The organism is Sphaerisporangium sp. NPDC005289 (genome assembly GCF_040607455.1).
In the GTDB taxonomy this organism is placed as follows: domain Bacteria; phylum Actinomycetota; class Actinomycetes; order Streptosporangiales; family Streptosporangiaceae; genus Sphaerisporangium; species Sphaerisporangium rhizosphaerae.
Map to the genome: position 1 here is coordinate 573888 of NZ_JBEXGS010000003.1, position 15101 is coordinate 588988.

The following is a 15101-nucleotide window of genomic DNA, read 5'->3' on the forward strand; positions in this document are numbered from 1 at the left end:
ATGCGCCTCTGACCGGGCAGAACGCCGCTCGGTCCTCTCAGGGCGGCCGGAAGGACGGCGGTTACCGCTCGGGCGACGGCGCGTGGCGTCCTCAGACACCGCAATACCCTGACATCCCGGTCTGGCCGCCGCCGGACATGCTGGACGACGATCGTCTCGGCGCGACGAACCCCGGCGGCATCCAGGACGGCACGCCGCGCACTACAGATGCCAAGGACGGTAAGCACTCGGCCGGATCGGCGGACGGCGAGCGCTCCAAGGTGCCGGACGTGGGACACATCCCCGATGCCAAGGGCGGCAGGCACACCGATGGCGCCTCGTCCTACGTCAGCGGGTCGTCCGGCATGTCGTCGAACGCCGGTCGACCCGAGACGTCGCCAAGCGCGGAGCGGTCCGAGACCCCACCAGGCACCGAACAGGCCGAGACCTCACCCGGGTCCGTGCCGCCGTCACAGCCTTCACCCACACCTGGACCGACACCGTCACCCGATCCGAGGCCGACGCCGTCCATCCCGGCGCCGTCACCGCCTCCGGCCCCGTCACCGCCCCCGATCCCGGCGCCGTCCATCCCTGCGCCGCGTCCCGCCGCGCCCGCCACGCCACCACCGTCCGATCCCTCCACGTCTCCGGGATCCGGTGCCTCCGCGTCTCCGGGATCCGGTCCCTCCACGTCTCCGGGAACCGGTGCGTCCACGATGTCTGGTACGTCGGAGGGGACGGGCAGGTTCAGCGACTCCGGCATATCGTCGGGCACCTCCGACGCGGCGAAGCGGAGCGAGGCGAAGGGCCTGCCGGCCATTCCGCGTTCGCAGGCCGGTCCTCCGCCGCGCGCGGCCCTTCCTCCCCCGCATCGGCCGGGCACTCCGCTGCCGCCCGCGCCGATGTCGCTCCCCCCGCTGGACGGCCCCTCGCAGGGGACGCACACGCCGTCGCAGGGGGCTCACAAGCCTGAGGGCCCCACCGCACCGGCCCGTCTGCCCGGCACGCCTCTGCCACCGGCTCCGCTGACCAGCGACGCGCTGACGCTGCGTTCCCGCAACCCGCTCGCACGCGATGCCGCCGAGGGGTCGGCCCAGCAGCCGGCTCCGGGCGCCACCGACCCGGCCCCTGGAACGCGGGGCCTGACCTCGAGCAGGCCGTACCAGCCCACGGGCGCACAGGGCTCCGCTCCAGGCGCGCCCGCTTCCGGTCCAGGAGCACGAGGTCTTCCGCCCGCGCCCGCGCCGGGCACACCGCTTCCGCCCGCTCCTCGTACCCTCTCGCCGCTCCCCCTCCCTGCCGGCGGCACCGCATCGCCCGCCGAGGGCGCCAGGACCGGCGAGAGCACCGCGCCCGCGACCGGCCTTTCCCGAGGCCGAGGCGGCACCGCGGCGGGCGACGACCAGCCCACCACCGGTGGCACCCCGTCCACACCCGCCGGCATCCCGTCCACGCCCGCCGGCCCCCTGTCCACGGCCGACGCCGGCGCCCCGTCCGCGATCGGCGGCCTCACGGGCCCGCCACCTGCCACCGGCACGCAGTCCCCCACCAGCGGCATCGCCGGCACACCACCTGGCACCGGCGGCACGCCGTCCGCCATCACCGGCCTCACGGGCACGCAGATGGCCGTGAACGGCATCGCGAGCGCGCCGCCCACCACCGGCGGCGCCACCGGCACGCCGCCCGCCACCGGAGGTGCCGCAGGTTCGCCACCCAGCGCCGGCACCGGCGTCACACCGGCAGACGGCGGGACACCGGTCGCCTCGAGGTCTCCCTTGTCGGGGCCCACGACGACACGTCCGGACGCGCCGTCGACGGGACTGGCAGCACCGGCGCCATCAATGGCACCGAACGCACCTGTAGCACCGCATGGATCGAATGCACCAAACGCGCTCTCGGGACCGGCAGGATCGGCAGCACCCGGCGGAGCTCCGTCTGGACCGGCGGCGACAATGGCATCGGGAGCAGCGGCGGGCGCTGTGGCGGCCGGCGGGCTCGCCTCCACGGTGACATCCGGGCCGGGCACCGGCATCGGGGTCACCGGAGGGTTCGCGGCAGGCGATCGTCCGACGGCGTCGGAGGTCGCGGTCGAACGGCCGCCGTTCGTACCACCCGGCGCCACGCCGCCCGAGCCGCCCGCAGGTACGGGCGCGGCCGAGCCGGCTCCCCGCTCAGGGAAGCGGGTGGTGCTGGCCGCCGGAGTCGCCGTGGCGATCGCGGCGATCGGCACGGCCGCGTACTTCGGGTACCAGGCCTACAACGGGGGCGGCAAGCCGGTGACCATGCCCGACCCGTTGCCGTCGGTGGACGTGCGCCTGCCCGAGGAGGAGCCGACCGAGACCGCCTCCCCGGAGCCGAGCACGGCGGCCACCACCATCCTTGACTCGGTGAAGACCGACCCGAAGAAGCTCACCCTCAAGGAGGCGTTCGCCCAGCGGCGGGTGATCGTCGGCGGACGCGCCTACACCCGCGCCAAGGTGGACATCACGCCGCGGTGCGACAAGGTGGCCGTGGGCGGCTTCGCCACGGCGCTGAAGCGCCAGAAGTGCAGCCGGGTCCTGCGGGCGACGTACGTGGACAACAAGCGCCGCTACGCGGTGACGACGGGCATCGCCGTGTTCCCCACCAAGCAGGCGGCCGTCGCGGCGGACAAGAAGAAGAACCTCGCGAAGACCGTCTGGTTCCGCGGACTGGCCGGCGGCGCGGGAACCGGCACCGACAAGGCCGACATCTCCGGCGGTTACGCGGCGGGGCTGGTCTGGGGGCACTACATCGTCTTCAGCTTCGCCACCTACAGCGACGGTCACACCCCCACCGGCCAGGAGAAGGACCTCGGCCCGGTCAGCGGCGCCTTCCGCGACCACACCGCCCAAGTGATCGAAAAGCGCGTCACCGACTGACACGTCACCGACCGACGGAGACGACCCGGGCGAGCACCTCCCGCCCGGGTCCGACCCACCGACCGACTGAGCCCGGCTCCTCGATCGGATCCGCCACGACAGGCCGGCCGGGGCCTGACCACGCCGGCCCGCCCGCGTGGAAAGCGCCGGCGGGCGCGGCCAGGCGACCACACTCGACCATGCGGTGGTCGCCTGTGGAGCGGGGACACCAGCACACCCCATCGCACAGCTCAGAGGTGGGGAGCTCGCGGGCTCAGGCGGTGAGGGTGCGGAGATGGGGAGCTCGCGGGCTCAGGCGGTGAGGGTGCGGAGATGGGGAGCTCGCGGACTCAGGGGTGAAGGTGCGGAGACGGGAGCTCGCAGACTCAGGGGTGAGAGCGCGGAGGTGGGGAGCTCGCGGGCTCAGGGGTGAGGGTGCGGAGGTGGCGGGTTTGGCGGGCTCGGGGGGCGAGGTCGGGGTCGGCGGGGTAGCGGACCTCTTCCAGGCACAGGCCGCGGGCGGGGGCGACGTTCACCCCCGAGTCGCGCACGGCCTTCAGGAGCACGTCGGCGGGCCATTCCACGGGCCTGTGGCCTTCGCCGACGGCGAGCAGGCATCCGACCAGGGCGCGCACCATCGAGTGGCAGAAGGCGTCGGCGACGACGGTGGCGACGAGCAGGCCCTCCGCGTCGCGCGTCCACGAGAGGTGCTGGAGCTCGCGGATGGTGGTCGCGCCGTCCCTCCTCTTGCAGAAGGCGGCGAAGTCGTGCTCCCCGAGGAGATGGACGGCCGCGTCGTTCATGCGGCCGACGTCCAGGGGGCGCGGGTACCACAGGACCTCGTTACGGCGCAGCGGGTCGCCGCCACCGGGGGCGTCGCAGACACGGTAGGCGTAGCGTCGCGACAGCGCCGAGAACCGGGCGTCGAAGCCCTCAGGGGCCTGTCTGAGGGCATGGACCCGTACATCGGGCGGTAGAACCCCGGCCAGCCGCCGGGTGAGCGCGGAGAGGCGCTGAGCGCCGCTCATCGGGGCGGCGTCCTTGCGGCGTCCCTCGACGGCGCGGAGCGCCTCGGAGGGAAGGTCGACATGGGCTACCTGGCCCCGCGCGTGGACCCCCGCGTCGGTACGGCCGGCGACCGTGAGGGAGGGGGGCGGTTCGAGACGCAGGATGCGGCCGAGCGCCGTCTCCAGCTCGCCCTGCACGGTCCGCTGTCCGGGCTGGCGGGCCCAGCCGGAGAACGCCGTGCCGTCGTACCCGAGATCCATCCGCAACCGCAGCATCGCGGACGGCGCCTCCGCCGCCGGTGGCGGAGCGTCCTGGGGGGCCGTCGAGGAGTTCCCGGGACGGGGCGAGACGGTGGGTGCGGACTCTGCGGGCGGTGGTGTGGGCACTGCGTCCCCCTGCGTGCCGGGATCGCCGTTGGGGCGTTCGGTGGAGCGAAGGTATCGGTCGAGGACGGGCTGGAGGTGCGGGGTGAACGCGGACGGGCCCAGCGCACCGAGGTGGTGTGCTGGGCCCGTCTTCGCGATCGGCGGCCGGATGGCTCCGGCCGTGCCCGGGGACGGCGGCGCCCCCGGGATGGCCGCTAGGCGATCAGGCCTCGTCCTTCTTGGACTCGGTCTTCTCGCCGGCCTCCGCGCTCTCGTCGGCCGGAGCCGCGTCGGCGGGGGCCTCGTCGGCCGGGGTCGCGTCGGCGGGAGCGTCGTTCTCGGGGAGCTCGACGATCTCCTCGGCCGGAGCGACGGCGGCCGGCGCGGTGCGGGTCGTGGTGACCGCGTTCAGCGGCTCCGACACCAGCTCGATCAGCGCCATCGGGGCGTTGTCGCCCTTACGCGGGCCGAGCTTGGTGATGCGGGTGTAGCCACCGGGACGCTCGGCGAAGGTCGGCGCGATCTCGGTGAACAGGTGGTGGATGACGCCCTTGTCCTTGACCACCGTCAGAACCTGGCGACGGTTGTGGATGTCGCCCTTCTTGGCCTTGGTGATCAGACGCTCGGCCAGCGGCCGGAGGCGCTTGGCCTTGGTCTCGGTGGTGCGGATGCGGCCGTGCTGGAACAGCTGGGTGGCGAGGTTCGCCAGGATCAGCCGCTCGTGAGCCGGGCTGCCGCCGAGACGTGCGCCCTTGGCAGGCTTGGGCATGGTCCTTCTCCTTTGGGATAACCCGCTCCGGCCGTGTCAGGTACCGGGGTCGGGCCGGGAGCCCTGGTCGTTCGGACAGGGCTCCCGTTGATGAGGTGATGCGGTGACGCGTGCCGCCGCGCCGAAGGCGCTCGCCTCCGGCGCGAGCCGGTCAGGTCAGTACTGCTCGGTCTCGACGTAACGGGCGTCGTCGTCGTCGTAGTCGCCGCCGGCGACGGCCGTCGGGTCGAACCCGGGCGGGGAGTCCTTGAGGGACAGCGTCATCTCGTGCAGCTTCTGCTTGACCTCTTCGATCGACTTGGCACCGAAGTTCCTTATGTCGAGAAGGTCCTGCTCGCTGCGCGCGACGAGCTCACCCACGGTGTGGATGCCCTCGCGCTTGAGGCAGTTGTAGGAGCGGACCGTGAGGTTCAGCTCCTCGATCGGCAGCGCCAGGTCGGCGGCGAGCGCCGCGTCCGTCGGCGACGGGCCGATGTCGATGCCCTCGGCCTCGACGTTGAGCTCGCGGGCCAGGCCGAACAGCTCGACCAGGGTCTTGCCGGCGGAGGCCACCGCGTCGCGGGGCTTCATCGACGGCTTGGTCTCGACGTCCAGGATCAGACGGTCGAAGTCGGTGCGCTGCTCGACTCGGGTGGCCTCGACCTTGTAGGTCACCTTCAGGACCGGCGAGTAGATCGAGTCGACCGGCACGCGGCCGATCTCCTGGCCGGGCTGCTTGTTCTGGGCGGCCGAGACGTAGCCGCGACCGCGCTCGACGGTCAGCTCCATCTCGAGCTTGGCCTTGCCGTTCAGCGTGGCGATGTGCAGGTCGGGGTTGTGCACCTCGACACCGGCGGGCGGCGCGATGTCGGCGGCCGTGACCTCACCGGGGCCCTGCTTGCGCAGGTACATGACGACGGGCTCGTCGTGCTCGGAGGACACGACCAGCGCCTTGAGGTTCAGGATGATGTCGGTGACGTCTTCCTTGACCCCGGGCACGGTCGAGAACTCGTGCAGGACGCCCTCGATGCGGATGCTGGTGACCGCCGCCCCCGGAATGGAGGACAGCAGCGTGCGGCGCAGCGAGTTGCCGATGGTGTAGCCGAAACCCGGCTCCAGCGGCTCGATGACGAACCGCGACCTGGTCTCCTCGATGGACTCCTCGAGAAGGGATGGGCGCTGTGCGATCAGCATGGGTTCTCCCCTGGTTCCGCGGGGCCCGCTATTTGACCACCGCGATTGGGTTCTTCACTGCCGAAGCTGTACGGCCTCCACCAGGATGCCGTACAGCTCTGCGGCAGACTAACTCGAGCCTTACTTGGAGTAGAGCTCGACGATCAACTGCTCCTGGACCTGGGTGTCGATCTGCTGACGGACCGGGAGCTGGTGCACCAGGATGCGCAGCTTGTCCGGAACGACGCCGAGCCAGGCCGGGACGGTCCTGTCGCCGACGGTGGCGCGGGCCACCTCGTACGGCATGAGGTTGCGAGCCTTCTCGCGGACCTCGATGATGTCGTGCTCGCGCACGCGGTACGACGGGATGTCGACCTTCTTGCCGTTCACCAGGATGTGGCCGTGGCGCACCTGCTGGCGGGCGGCGTCACGGGACACGGCGAGGCCGGCGCGGAAGACGACGTTGTCGAGACGGCTCTCCAGGATCTGGAGGAGGTTCTCACCCGTCTTGCCGGACTTGCGGTTGGCTTCCTCGTAGTAGTTGCGGAACTGCTTCTCGAGGATGCCGTAGATGCGGCGGGTCTTCTGCTTCTCGCGGAGCTGGAGCTGGTACTCCGACTCCTTGGGACGGCCGCGGCCGTGCTCACCCGGCGGGTAAGGACGGATCTCGATGGGGCACTTGGGGGACTCACACTTGCTGCCCTTGAGGAAGAGCTTGGTCTTCTCACGGCGGCAGAGCTTGCAGTCCGCTCCGGTGTAACGAGCCATTTCTCTATTTCTCCTGGGCCTCAGACGCGGCGGCGCTTGGGCGGACGGCAGCCGTTGTGCGGAACCGGGGTCACGTCCTGGATGGACCCCACCTCAAGGCCGGTGGCCTGGAGGGACCGGATGGCGGTCTCGCGACCGGAACCGGGGCCCTTCACGAAGACGTCGACCTTGCGCATGCCGTGCTCCATGGCCCGGCGGGCGGCGTTCTCGGCGGCCATCTGCGCCGCGAACGGCGTGGACTTGCGAGAGCCCTTGAAGCCGACGTGGCCGGCGCTGGCCCAGGAGATCACGTTCCCGCTCGGGTCGGTGATCGAAACGATCGTGTTGTTGAACGTGCTCTTGATGTGGGCGTGCCCGTGAGCGACGTTCTTCTTTTCCTTGCGGCGCACCTTCTTCGGTGCACCCTGGCGGCTCTTCGGAGGCATGTAGCGCTATCTCCTGAGGTGGTCGGTCCTGCTGCGTGGACAGGGGCGCGGCATCGGGCCAGTGACTGACCCGGCTCGGCGCCCCGTCGCGGACTACTTCTTGCCGGGCTTCTTCTTGCCGGCCACGGTCTTCTTCTTGCCCTTGCGGGTGCGCGCGTTGGTCTGCGTGCGCTGCCCGTGGACCGGAAGGCCGCGGCGGTGACGGATGCCCTGGTAGCAGCCGATTTCGATCTTGCGACGGATGTCGGCCTGAACCTCGCGGCGGAGGTCACCTTCGATCTTGAAGGTGGCCTCGATGTAGTCACGCAGCGGAACGAGCTCGGTGTCGCTGAGCTGGTGCACCCGCAGGTCACCGTTCACGCCGGTGGCGTTCAGGATCTCCAGGGCGCGGCTGCGGCCGATTCCGTAGATGTAGGTGAGAGCGATCTCCAGCCGCTTGTCGCGGGGGAGGTCGACGCCAACCAGGCGAGCCATGGTCGGGCATTCTCCTTCGATGTGGCGGAGGTCCTGCGCCCCACTACCCCTCCCCATGCCCGGGGTGAGGGCCCCGGCCTCCGACCGGGGGTCGCCCGCGCGGTTCGGCCTCGCGGCCGCCTGCGCGGGTGTGGTGCGCGATTACGTTGTTCCGGCCGGGCCGGCCGCCCGCTGGGGCCGCCCTCCCGTCCGGGCCGCGATCAGCCCTGGCGCTGCTTGTGGCGCAGGTTGTCGCAGATCACCATGACGCGACCGTGCCGGCGGATCACCTTGCACTTGTCGCAGATCTTCTTGACGCTCGGCTTGACCTTCATAGTCCCTGTCGTTCCTCAGACGGCCCGCCCGCCGGTCCGGCCGGGTCGATCCGCGCGCGCCGTGCGAAGCGCACGGTGGACGCGGTTCTTCCTCGCCGCCGGGACGGGGGGCTTACTTGTATCGGTAGACGATCCGCCCACGACTGAGGTCGTAGGGGCTCAGTTCCACGACGACCCTGTCGTCGGGGAGGATCCGGATGTAGTGCATCCGCATCCGTCCGCTGATGTGGGCCAGGACCTTATGGCCGTTGTCGAGTTGCACCCGGAACATCGCGTTCGGGAGCGACTCAACCACAGTGCCCTCGATCTCGATGGCGCCGTCCTTCTTGGCCATGTCCCTCGCGTTTCACTGATCGGTCGTCTGAGGTATCGGATCACTAAGCAGCCGCGACCTAGAACGCGCGTGAGAGAGCGGCGATAGCTGACCGCCGACGCGTCTGGTCATAGTGAGCCGACAAAGGAGTGTACGACAACCGGCGTGGAAATGCGAAACGCCTGACGTTTGTCCGGACACAACCGACCACCAGCGTACCTCAGCGGAGCGAGAAAGGGGATGGACGCGCCCACCCGGCCGCACGGTACCGCCGATACCGGGCCTGGGTGGGCGCGTGCTCGTGCGCGCAGGGGATGTGCCCGCAAAAGATCACCTACCCGGCGACAACCCGGGAAACTGCCATCAGCGGTAAAGCCTGCGTCCAATGCCCGTGAACAGTCCGATACCGCCGGACAGGACATCCGATACCTCCGGGTGCGCCCCGGCCGGCCGATGCCGTGGTCCCAGGACGCTTCGACGCCTCGCGGCGGTCCAGCGTCCCCACGGACGGCCCGGTCCGATGTCGCCGGACACGACGAGAGCGGGCGCTCCCCCAGGAGCGCCCGCTCTGTTTCCCCCGCCTCCGGTCCCCCTCACTGAGACCGGGAGGTCTGATCACCGCTTCCAGGAGACCGGATCAGAACCGGTGCCAGCCGCTCCAGTCGTAGTCACGGGTGGAACCCTCGCCCACGCGGAAGCGGAAGCCGTCGACGCCGCGGTTGAAGAAGATCTTGCTGGCGCTGTGGCCGAAGGTGCGGTAGCGGTTGTAGAAGTGCCAGCCGCTGCCGTTGTGGTAGTAGACGTCCAGCCAGCTGTACTGGCGGTCGCGGTCGCGGTCGAACAGGTCGAAGTCGAGGTAGTAGCGGCCGCCCGACCGGCCCCAGAAGCCCCGGACGTAGGAGCGGTCGCCCCGGTCCTCGCGCCCGCCGAAGTCGGAGAAGTACGGGCCGAAGCTGTGGCGGGACAGGGCCTGGGAGGCCGAGGTGGCGGCGGTGGCGCTCGCCGTCGACGCCGAGGCGGCGGGGGCGGCGGCGACGCCCGCCGCCAGAGCACCGGCGAGGGCGGTGCCGACGAGCAGGTTGCGGATCTTGCGCACGGTTTCCTCCTGTGAGCGAGCGTCCTCGAGATGAGGACGGATTCCCCGTGCCGGCCGAGCTTTCTGTGTGCCGCTCGTTCCGGACGACGCTCACGTTATGGAGGCTCGCCGTTCCCTTCTGCGTACGAATACGCACAGAACGCCGAGCGTGTATTACTACACAGAGCGGGCCGAGACCGGAGCCTCAGCGCTCCCTGCGCTTCCTGTCCTTCCTGTCCTTCTTGCTCTTGCCGATCTCGTTGGGGTCCGAGCCGGACAGGGTGCTGATCAGCAGGATCACCGCCCAGGGACCGCCGACCCACATCGGCCAGAAATATCCGCCGAGGTCGGTCATGGCGTAAACGAGCACGCAGATGCCGAACACGCTGGCCCACGAGGTCCAGGCCGCCTTCAACCCGGGATGCATCCCCGCGGGCCGGCGCCGCTCCGGCGCCTGCGCCGCGGGCAGGTTGTTCAGGTCGATGTCCGGCAGGTCGGCGGTGAGCTTCCGCAGATCCCCATAGGTGCGCCCGGCGTAGACCAGCTCCAGGCGCTCGTTGAACTCCTCCATGGTGAGCCGGCCCTGGGCGCAGTGCTCACGTAGCGCGGCCGCGACCCTGTCTCTGTCGCCGTCGGACGCCCTCATGTCCGGTGTCGCCGCCATCACCATCAACTCCCGCGCAGACGTCAGCCAACGAGCCGTTCCACGAGCGGGTCAAAGGAGTGCCTCACTCCGTCTTGCCGTCGGTGCCGGCCTTCTCTCCCAGAAGCTCGCCAAGGCGTGCCTTCCCCCCGTCAAGGGCGGTGAGCACCCAAGGACCATTATCGGTCACCGCGACGCTGTGCTCGAAGTGCGCGGAGGGTTTTCCGTCGATGGTGACGACCGTCCAGTCGTCGGCCAGGACGCGGGTGCGGTCGGTGCCGAGATTGACCATCGGCTCGACGGCGAAGCACATGCCGGTCTCGAAGCGCGGGCCCCGGCCGGGCCGCCCGTGGTTGGCCACCCACGGCTCCATGTGCATCTCGGTGCCGATGCCGTGGCCGCCGTACTCCTGCGGGATGCCGTAGCGCCCCTGAGAGCGCACGTAACGCTCGACCTCGAACCCGACGTCGGACAGGTGCCGCCCCACGGTCAGCGCGGCGATGCCGCGCCACATGGCCTCCTCGGTCACCCGCATCAGCTCGGCGAGCTTCGGGTCCACCTCGCCGATGGCGACGGTGATCGCCGAGTCGCCGTGCCAGCCGTCCAGGATGGCGCCGCAGTCGATGGAGATGACGTCGCCGTCGCGCAGGGGACGGCGGTCGCTCGGGATGCCGTGGACGACCTCGTCGTTCACCGAGGCGCAGATGGTCGCCGGGTATCCCTGGTAGCCCTTGAACGAGGGGATCGCGCCCTCGTCGCGGATGGCCTTCTCGGCGATGGCGTCCAGGTCGAGCGGCGTCATCCCGGGTCGCACGGAATCGCGCAGGAGCTGGAGCGTGCGCCCGACCACCAGACCGGCGGCCCGCATCTTCTCCAGCTGCTCAGGTGTCTTGATCTGAATTCCGTGCTTGTTCTTCTTGAACACTTACTGGCACCCCCTGGGGTGAATCAACGGACCGCCCGGCATCCCAATTCCCCCGATTGTCCCCCGACAAGCCGGACGCCACCCTTGGGACGGGCCCAAAGGTGGCGTCGGTGCCTATATCGCCGCGCTCGGCGGCTCTCAGTCGGCGAAGCGGCGCAGTTCGGCCATCGCCCGCTGAGTGATCTCTTCGACCGGACCGGTCGCGTCCACACCGTGCAGGATGCCCTCGTCGGCATAGAAGGAGATCAGCGGAGCCGTCTGCTGCTGATACACCTCCAGCCGGTGGCGGATGGTCTCTTCCCGGTCGTCATCACGCTGGAACAGATCGCCGCCGCAGGCGTCGCACACCCCTTCCTGGGAAGGGGGGTCGAAGACCACGTGCCACACCTTGCCGCAGGAGCGGCAGGTGCGCCGGCCGGCGAGCCGGCGCACGACCTCCTCGTCGTCGACCACGAGTTCGAGCACGACGTCGAGGTGGGTGCCGAACTCGGCCAGCATCTTGTTCAGAATCTGCGCCTGCGGCACGTTTCGCGGGAAGCCGTCCAGCAGGAAACCCTCCTGCGCGTCCGGCTCCCCGAGGCGGTCGCGGACCATGGCGACGGTCACCTCGTCGGGTACGAGGTCGCCGCGGTCCATGTACTCCTTGGCAAGCTTGCCGAGTTCCGTGCCGCCCGACACGTTGGCACGGAAGATGTCACCTGTCGAGATCTTCGGGATGGACAGGTTCGATGCGATGAACTGGGCCTGTGTCCCCTTGCCCGCTCCGGGGGGCCCGACCAGGACGACGCGCACTACTTGAGGAAGCCCTCGTAGTTCCGCTGCTGAAGCTGGCTCTCGATCTGCTTAACGGTGTCCAGCCCAACACCAACCATGATCAGAATGCTCGTGCCTCCGAACGGGAAGTTCTGGCTCGCCCCGGCCACCGCGAGCGCGATGATCGGGACCATGGAGATCAACCCCAGATAGAGCGAACCCGGAGCGGTCAGCCGCATGAGCACGTAATTGAGGTACTCGGCGGTCGGCCGGCCCGGGCGGATGCCCGGGATGAATCCACCGTACTTCTTCATGTTGTCGGCCACCTCAACCGGGTTGAAGGTGATGGACACGTAGAAGTAGGTGAAGAAGATGATCAGCACGAAGAACGTGACCATGTAGACCGGGTGGTCGCCTCGGACGAAGTTCTGTGCGAGCCACTGCACGATCGCGCCGGGGTTCTCCTTGTTGCCGAACAGCGAGACCACCAGCTGCGGCAGGTAGAGCAGCGAAGAGGCGAAGATGACCGGGATGATGCCGGCCTGGTTCACCTTCAGCGGGATATAGGTCGAGGTCCCGCCGTACATGCGACGCCCGACCATGCGCTTGGCGTACTGGACCGGGATGCGGCGCTGGGCCTGCTCGACGAACACCACCGCGGCGATCATGAACACTCCGACCACCATCACCACGACGAAGGTGAAGGCGTTCTGCCGGAAGATGTTCAGCAGCTCCGAGGGGAAGACCGCGATGACCTGGGTGAAGATCAGGATCGACATGCCGTTGCCGACGCCGCGGTCGGTGACCAGCTCGCCCAGCCACATGATGACCGAGGTGCCGGCCGTCATGACGACCACCATCGTGACGATGGTGAAGGCGTCGTTGTTCACCAGGAGCGGCTGACGGCAGTTCGGGAACAGCTGCCCGGTGCGGGCGAGCGCGACGAACGCGGTCGACTGCAGGACGGCCAGGCCGATGGTCAGGTAACGCGTGTACTGGGTGATCTTCGCGGTGCCGGACTGGCCCTCCTTCTTGAGGGCCTCCAGGCGGGGGATCACCACCGTGAGGAGCTGAAGGATGATGCTCGAGGTGATGTACGGCATGATGCCGAGCGCGAACACTGAAAGTTTCAGCAGCGCGCCGCCACTGAACAGCTGCACCATGCCATAGATGTTGGCGGAGTCGCCCGCCTGCGCCTCTTTCAGACACTGCTGCACGTTCGTCGTGTTGACGCCTGGGGTCGGCAGCACCGAACCCAGCCGGAACAGCACGATGATGGCCAGTGTGAAGAGCAGCTTGTTGCGCAGGTCGGGCGTACGGAACGCCCGGGTAATCGCGGTCAGCACGGTCCCTCCTGCGCGCCTGTAAGGCGGTGTCGGTCAGCGAAGGTCTGGAAGTGATGCATCGGCACGTCTCTGATCAACGAGCCCTGGACAGCCTTTGTCCAGCGCACTCTAACGCACTACGGGCGCGGCGGCTCCCACGGAGCCCCCGCGCCTCGTACTGCCTTGACTACAGCTCGGTGACGGAGCCACCGGCCGCAGCGATCTTCTCCTTCGCGGAGGCGGAGAAAGCGTGCGCCTGCACGTTCAACGCCACCGAGATGTCACCGGTTCCCAGCACCTTGACCGGCTGGTTCTTGCGGACCGCGCCCCGCTCGACCAGCGTGTCCACCGAGACGTCGCCGCCGTCGGGGAACAGCTCGCCGAGCCTGTCCAGGTTGACGACCTGGTAGGTCGTCTTGAACATGGCGTTGGAGAAGCCCTTGCGCTTCGGCAGCCGCCGCTGAAGCGGAACCTGGCCGCCCTCGAAGCCGAGAGGGACGTTCGTGCGGGACTTGGTGCCCTTGGTGCCACGACCGGAGGTCTTGCCCTTGGACGCCTCGCCGCGACCCTTGCGGATCTTGGCCTTGTTGGCGCCCTTGGCCGGCCGCAGGTCGTGCAGGCGCAGCGGCGTGCCGCCGCTGGTGTTCTCAGCGTTAGCCATGACTAGTCGACCTCTTCCACCTCGACGAGGTGCGTCACCACGGCGACCATGCCCCGGATCTCCGGGCGGTCCTCCTTGACGACGACATCGCCGATTCGCTTCAGGCCCAGCGAGCGCAGCGAGTCACGCTGGTTCTGCTTGCCACCGATCTTCGACCGGGTCTGAGTGATCTTGAGACGAGCCATCGGCTAGCTCACCGCCTTCGCCGCCGCGGCGGCCTCGGCGATGCCCTCGGCGCGAGCCTTGAGCATGCGCACGGGGGCGACGTGCTCGATCGGGAGCCCACGGCGGGCGGCGATCTCCTCGGGCCTGCTGAGGCCCTTCAGAGCCGCCACGGTGGCGTGGACGATGTTGATCGGGTTGTCCGAGCCGAGCGACTTGGACAGCACGTCGTGGATGCCGGCGCACTCAAGGACGGCGCGCACGGGGCCACCCGCGATGACACCGGTACCGGGCGAGGCCGGACGCAGCAGGACGACGCCGGCGGCGTCCTCACCCTGCGAGGTGTGCGGGATGGTGCCCTGGATGCGCGGCACCTTGAAGAAGTGCTTCTTGGCCTCCTCGACGCCCTTGGCGATCGCCGCGGGCACCTCCTTGGCCTTGCCGTATCCGACACCGACCAGGCCGTTGCCGTCACCGACGACAACCAGGGCGGTGAAGCTGAAGCGCCGACCACCCTTGACGACCTTGGCCACTCGATTGATCTTCACGACGCGCTCGATGTACGAGACGCCCTTCTCGGCAGCGCCGCCGCGGCGATCGTCGCGACGGTCCCGCCGCTCACCACCGCCGCCGGCACCGCGACGCGGAGCTGCAGCCATCAGTGGTTCCTCTCCTCGTTGCTCTTGATTGCGATGCCGGCCGGAGACATCAGTTGCGATCCTCGCCCCATCAGAACTCCAGCCCGCCTTCACGGGCGCTGTCCGCGAGAGCCGCGATGCGGCCCGCGTAGCGGTTGCCACCGCGGTCGAAGACCACGGTGGAGATCCCGGCGGCCTTGGCCCGCTGAGCGAGGAGCTCGCCGACCTTCTTCGCCTTGTCGGTCTTGGTGCCCTCGGCCGTGCGCAGGGAGGTGTCCAGCGTGGACGCGCTCACCAGCGTGTGGCCGGCGATGTCGTCGACGATCTGCACGAACAGGTGCCGTGCGGAGCGGTTGACGACCAGACGGGGACGGGCCGGAGAGCCCACGACCTTCTTGCGGACGCGGCGGTGACGACGCGAGCGCGACAGCGCGCGCGCGGCCGTGTGCTTGGCAACCTTGGTGAAGGCCATG

19 protein-coding genes are annotated in these 15101 nt (G+C 69.4%); 1 reads left to right on the forward strand and 18 read right to left on the reverse strand.

Going from position 1 to position 15101, the window contains the following annotated elements; genetic code table 11:
* Positions 1-322: 322 nt before the first annotated feature.
* Positions 323-742: a hypothetical protein gene (locus tag ABZT47_RS08155; RefSeq protein ID WP_354837535.1), complete on the reverse strand. Its 420-nt coding sequence runs from the start codon at positions 740-742 to the stop codon at positions 323-325.
* A 1189-nt stretch (positions 743-1931) separates the two neighbouring features.
* Here ABZT47_RS08155 and ABZT47_RS08160 point away from each other — a divergent pair.
* On the forward strand, positions 1932-2879 hold the full coding sequence (locus ABZT47_RS08160) for a hypothetical protein (RefSeq protein WP_354837537.1): 948 nt from the start codon (positions 1932-1934) through the stop codon (positions 2877-2879).
* 365 nt (positions 2880-3244) lie between these two features.
* Here ABZT47_RS08160 and truA read toward each other — a convergent pair whose 3' ends face one another.
* The 17 genes from truA to rplR form a co-directional block, all read right to left on the reverse strand.
* Complete coding sequence (gene truA / locus ABZT47_RS08165; RefSeq protein ID WP_354837539.1) at positions 3245-4141, reverse strand: tRNA pseudouridine(38-40) synthase TruA; 897 nt, start codon at positions 4139-4141, stop codon at positions 3245-3247.
* A 313-nt stretch (positions 4142-4454) separates the two neighbouring features.
* Positions 4455-5000 (reverse strand): 50S ribosomal protein L17, encoded by a 546-nt coding sequence (gene rplQ, locus ABZT47_RS08170; RefSeq protein WP_354837541.1) that lies wholly within the window; start codon positions 4998-5000, stop codon positions 4455-4457.
* Between the two features lie 156 nt (positions 5001-5156).
* A complete protein-coding gene (locus tag ABZT47_RS08175; protein ID WP_354837543.1) occupies positions 5157-6173 on the reverse strand; it encodes a DNA-directed RNA polymerase subunit alpha in 1017 nt (338 codons plus the stop codon).
* Between the two features lie 120 nt (positions 6174-6293).
* Positions 6294-6920 carry a 30S ribosomal protein S4 gene (gene rpsD, locus ABZT47_RS08180; protein ID WP_354837545.1) on the reverse strand — a complete coding sequence of 209 codons (627 nt, stop codon included), beginning with the start codon at positions 6918-6920 and terminating at the stop codon, positions 6294-6296.
* Between the two features lie 20 nt (positions 6921-6940).
* On the reverse strand, positions 6941-7345 hold the full coding sequence (gene rpsK, locus ABZT47_RS08185) for a 30S ribosomal protein S11 (RefSeq protein WP_012887860.1): 405 nt from the start codon (positions 7343-7345) through the stop codon (positions 6941-6943).
* A gap of 93 nt (positions 7346-7438) precedes the next feature.
* On the reverse strand, positions 7439-7819 hold the full coding sequence (gene rpsM, locus ABZT47_RS08190; protein ID WP_354837548.1) for a 30S ribosomal protein S13: 381 nt from the start codon (positions 7817-7819) through the stop codon (positions 7439-7441).
* 200 nt (positions 7820-8019) lie between these two features.
* Positions 8020-8133, reverse strand: a complete 114-nt coding sequence (gene rpmJ / locus ABZT47_RS08195) for a 50S ribosomal protein L36 (RefSeq protein WP_003956441.1) — start codon at positions 8131-8133, stop codon at positions 8020-8022.
* Positions 8134-8245: 112 nt separating this feature from the next.
* Positions 8246-8467: a translation initiation factor IF-1 gene (infA, locus tag ABZT47_RS08200; protein ID WP_012887858.1), complete on the reverse strand. Its 222-nt coding sequence runs from the start codon at positions 8465-8467 to the stop codon at positions 8246-8248.
* 616 nt (positions 8468-9083) lie between these two features.
* Positions 9084-9542 (reverse strand): hypothetical protein, encoded by a 459-nt coding sequence (locus ABZT47_RS08205; RefSeq protein ID WP_354837554.1) that lies wholly within the window; start codon positions 9540-9542, stop codon positions 9084-9086.
* A gap of 184 nt (positions 9543-9726) precedes the next feature.
* Positions 9727-10185: a DUF1707 domain-containing protein gene (locus tag ABZT47_RS08210; protein ID WP_354837556.1), complete on the reverse strand. Its 459-nt coding sequence runs from the start codon at positions 10183-10185 to the stop codon at positions 9727-9729.
* Between the two features lie 64 nt (positions 10186-10249).
* Positions 10250-11089 carry a type I methionyl aminopeptidase gene (gene map / locus ABZT47_RS08215; protein WP_354837558.1) on the reverse strand — a complete coding sequence of 280 codons (840 nt, stop codon included), beginning with the start codon at positions 11087-11089 and terminating at the stop codon, positions 10250-10252.
* Positions 11090-11227: 138 nt separating this feature from the next.
* Entirely contained in the window at positions 11228-11881 is a 654-nt protein-coding gene (locus ABZT47_RS08220) for an adenylate kinase (RefSeq protein WP_354837560.1), read from the reverse strand.
* Entirely contained in the window at positions 11881-13188 is a 1308-nt protein-coding gene (gene secY / locus ABZT47_RS08225) for a preprotein translocase subunit SecY (RefSeq protein ID WP_354837562.1), read from the reverse strand. The genes ABZT47_RS08220 and secY overlap by 1 nt, the downstream gene beginning before the upstream one ends.
* Before the next feature lie 166 nt (positions 13189-13354).
* The gene (rplO, locus tag ABZT47_RS08230) at positions 13355-13828 is read right to left on the reverse strand and encodes a 50S ribosomal protein L15 (RefSeq protein WP_354837564.1); all 474 of its coding nucleotides are present in this window, start codon (positions 13826-13828) and stop codon (positions 13355-13357) included.
* 2 nt (positions 13829-13830) lie between these two features.
* Entirely contained in the window at positions 13831-14013 is a 183-nt protein-coding gene (rpmD, locus tag ABZT47_RS08235; protein WP_030451484.1) for a 50S ribosomal protein L30, read from the reverse strand.
* Positions 14014-14016: 3 nt separating this feature from the next.
* Positions 14017-14649 (reverse strand): 30S ribosomal protein S5, encoded by a 633-nt coding sequence (rpsE, locus tag ABZT47_RS08240; protein WP_347632437.1) that lies wholly within the window; start codon positions 14647-14649, stop codon positions 14017-14019.
* 70 nt (positions 14650-14719) lie between these two features.
* The gene (rplR, locus tag ABZT47_RS08245; RefSeq protein WP_354837567.1) at positions 14720-15100 is read right to left on the reverse strand and encodes a 50S ribosomal protein L18; all 381 of its coding nucleotides are present in this window, start codon (positions 15098-15100) and stop codon (positions 14720-14722) included.
* Position 15101 lies beyond the last annotated feature (1 nt).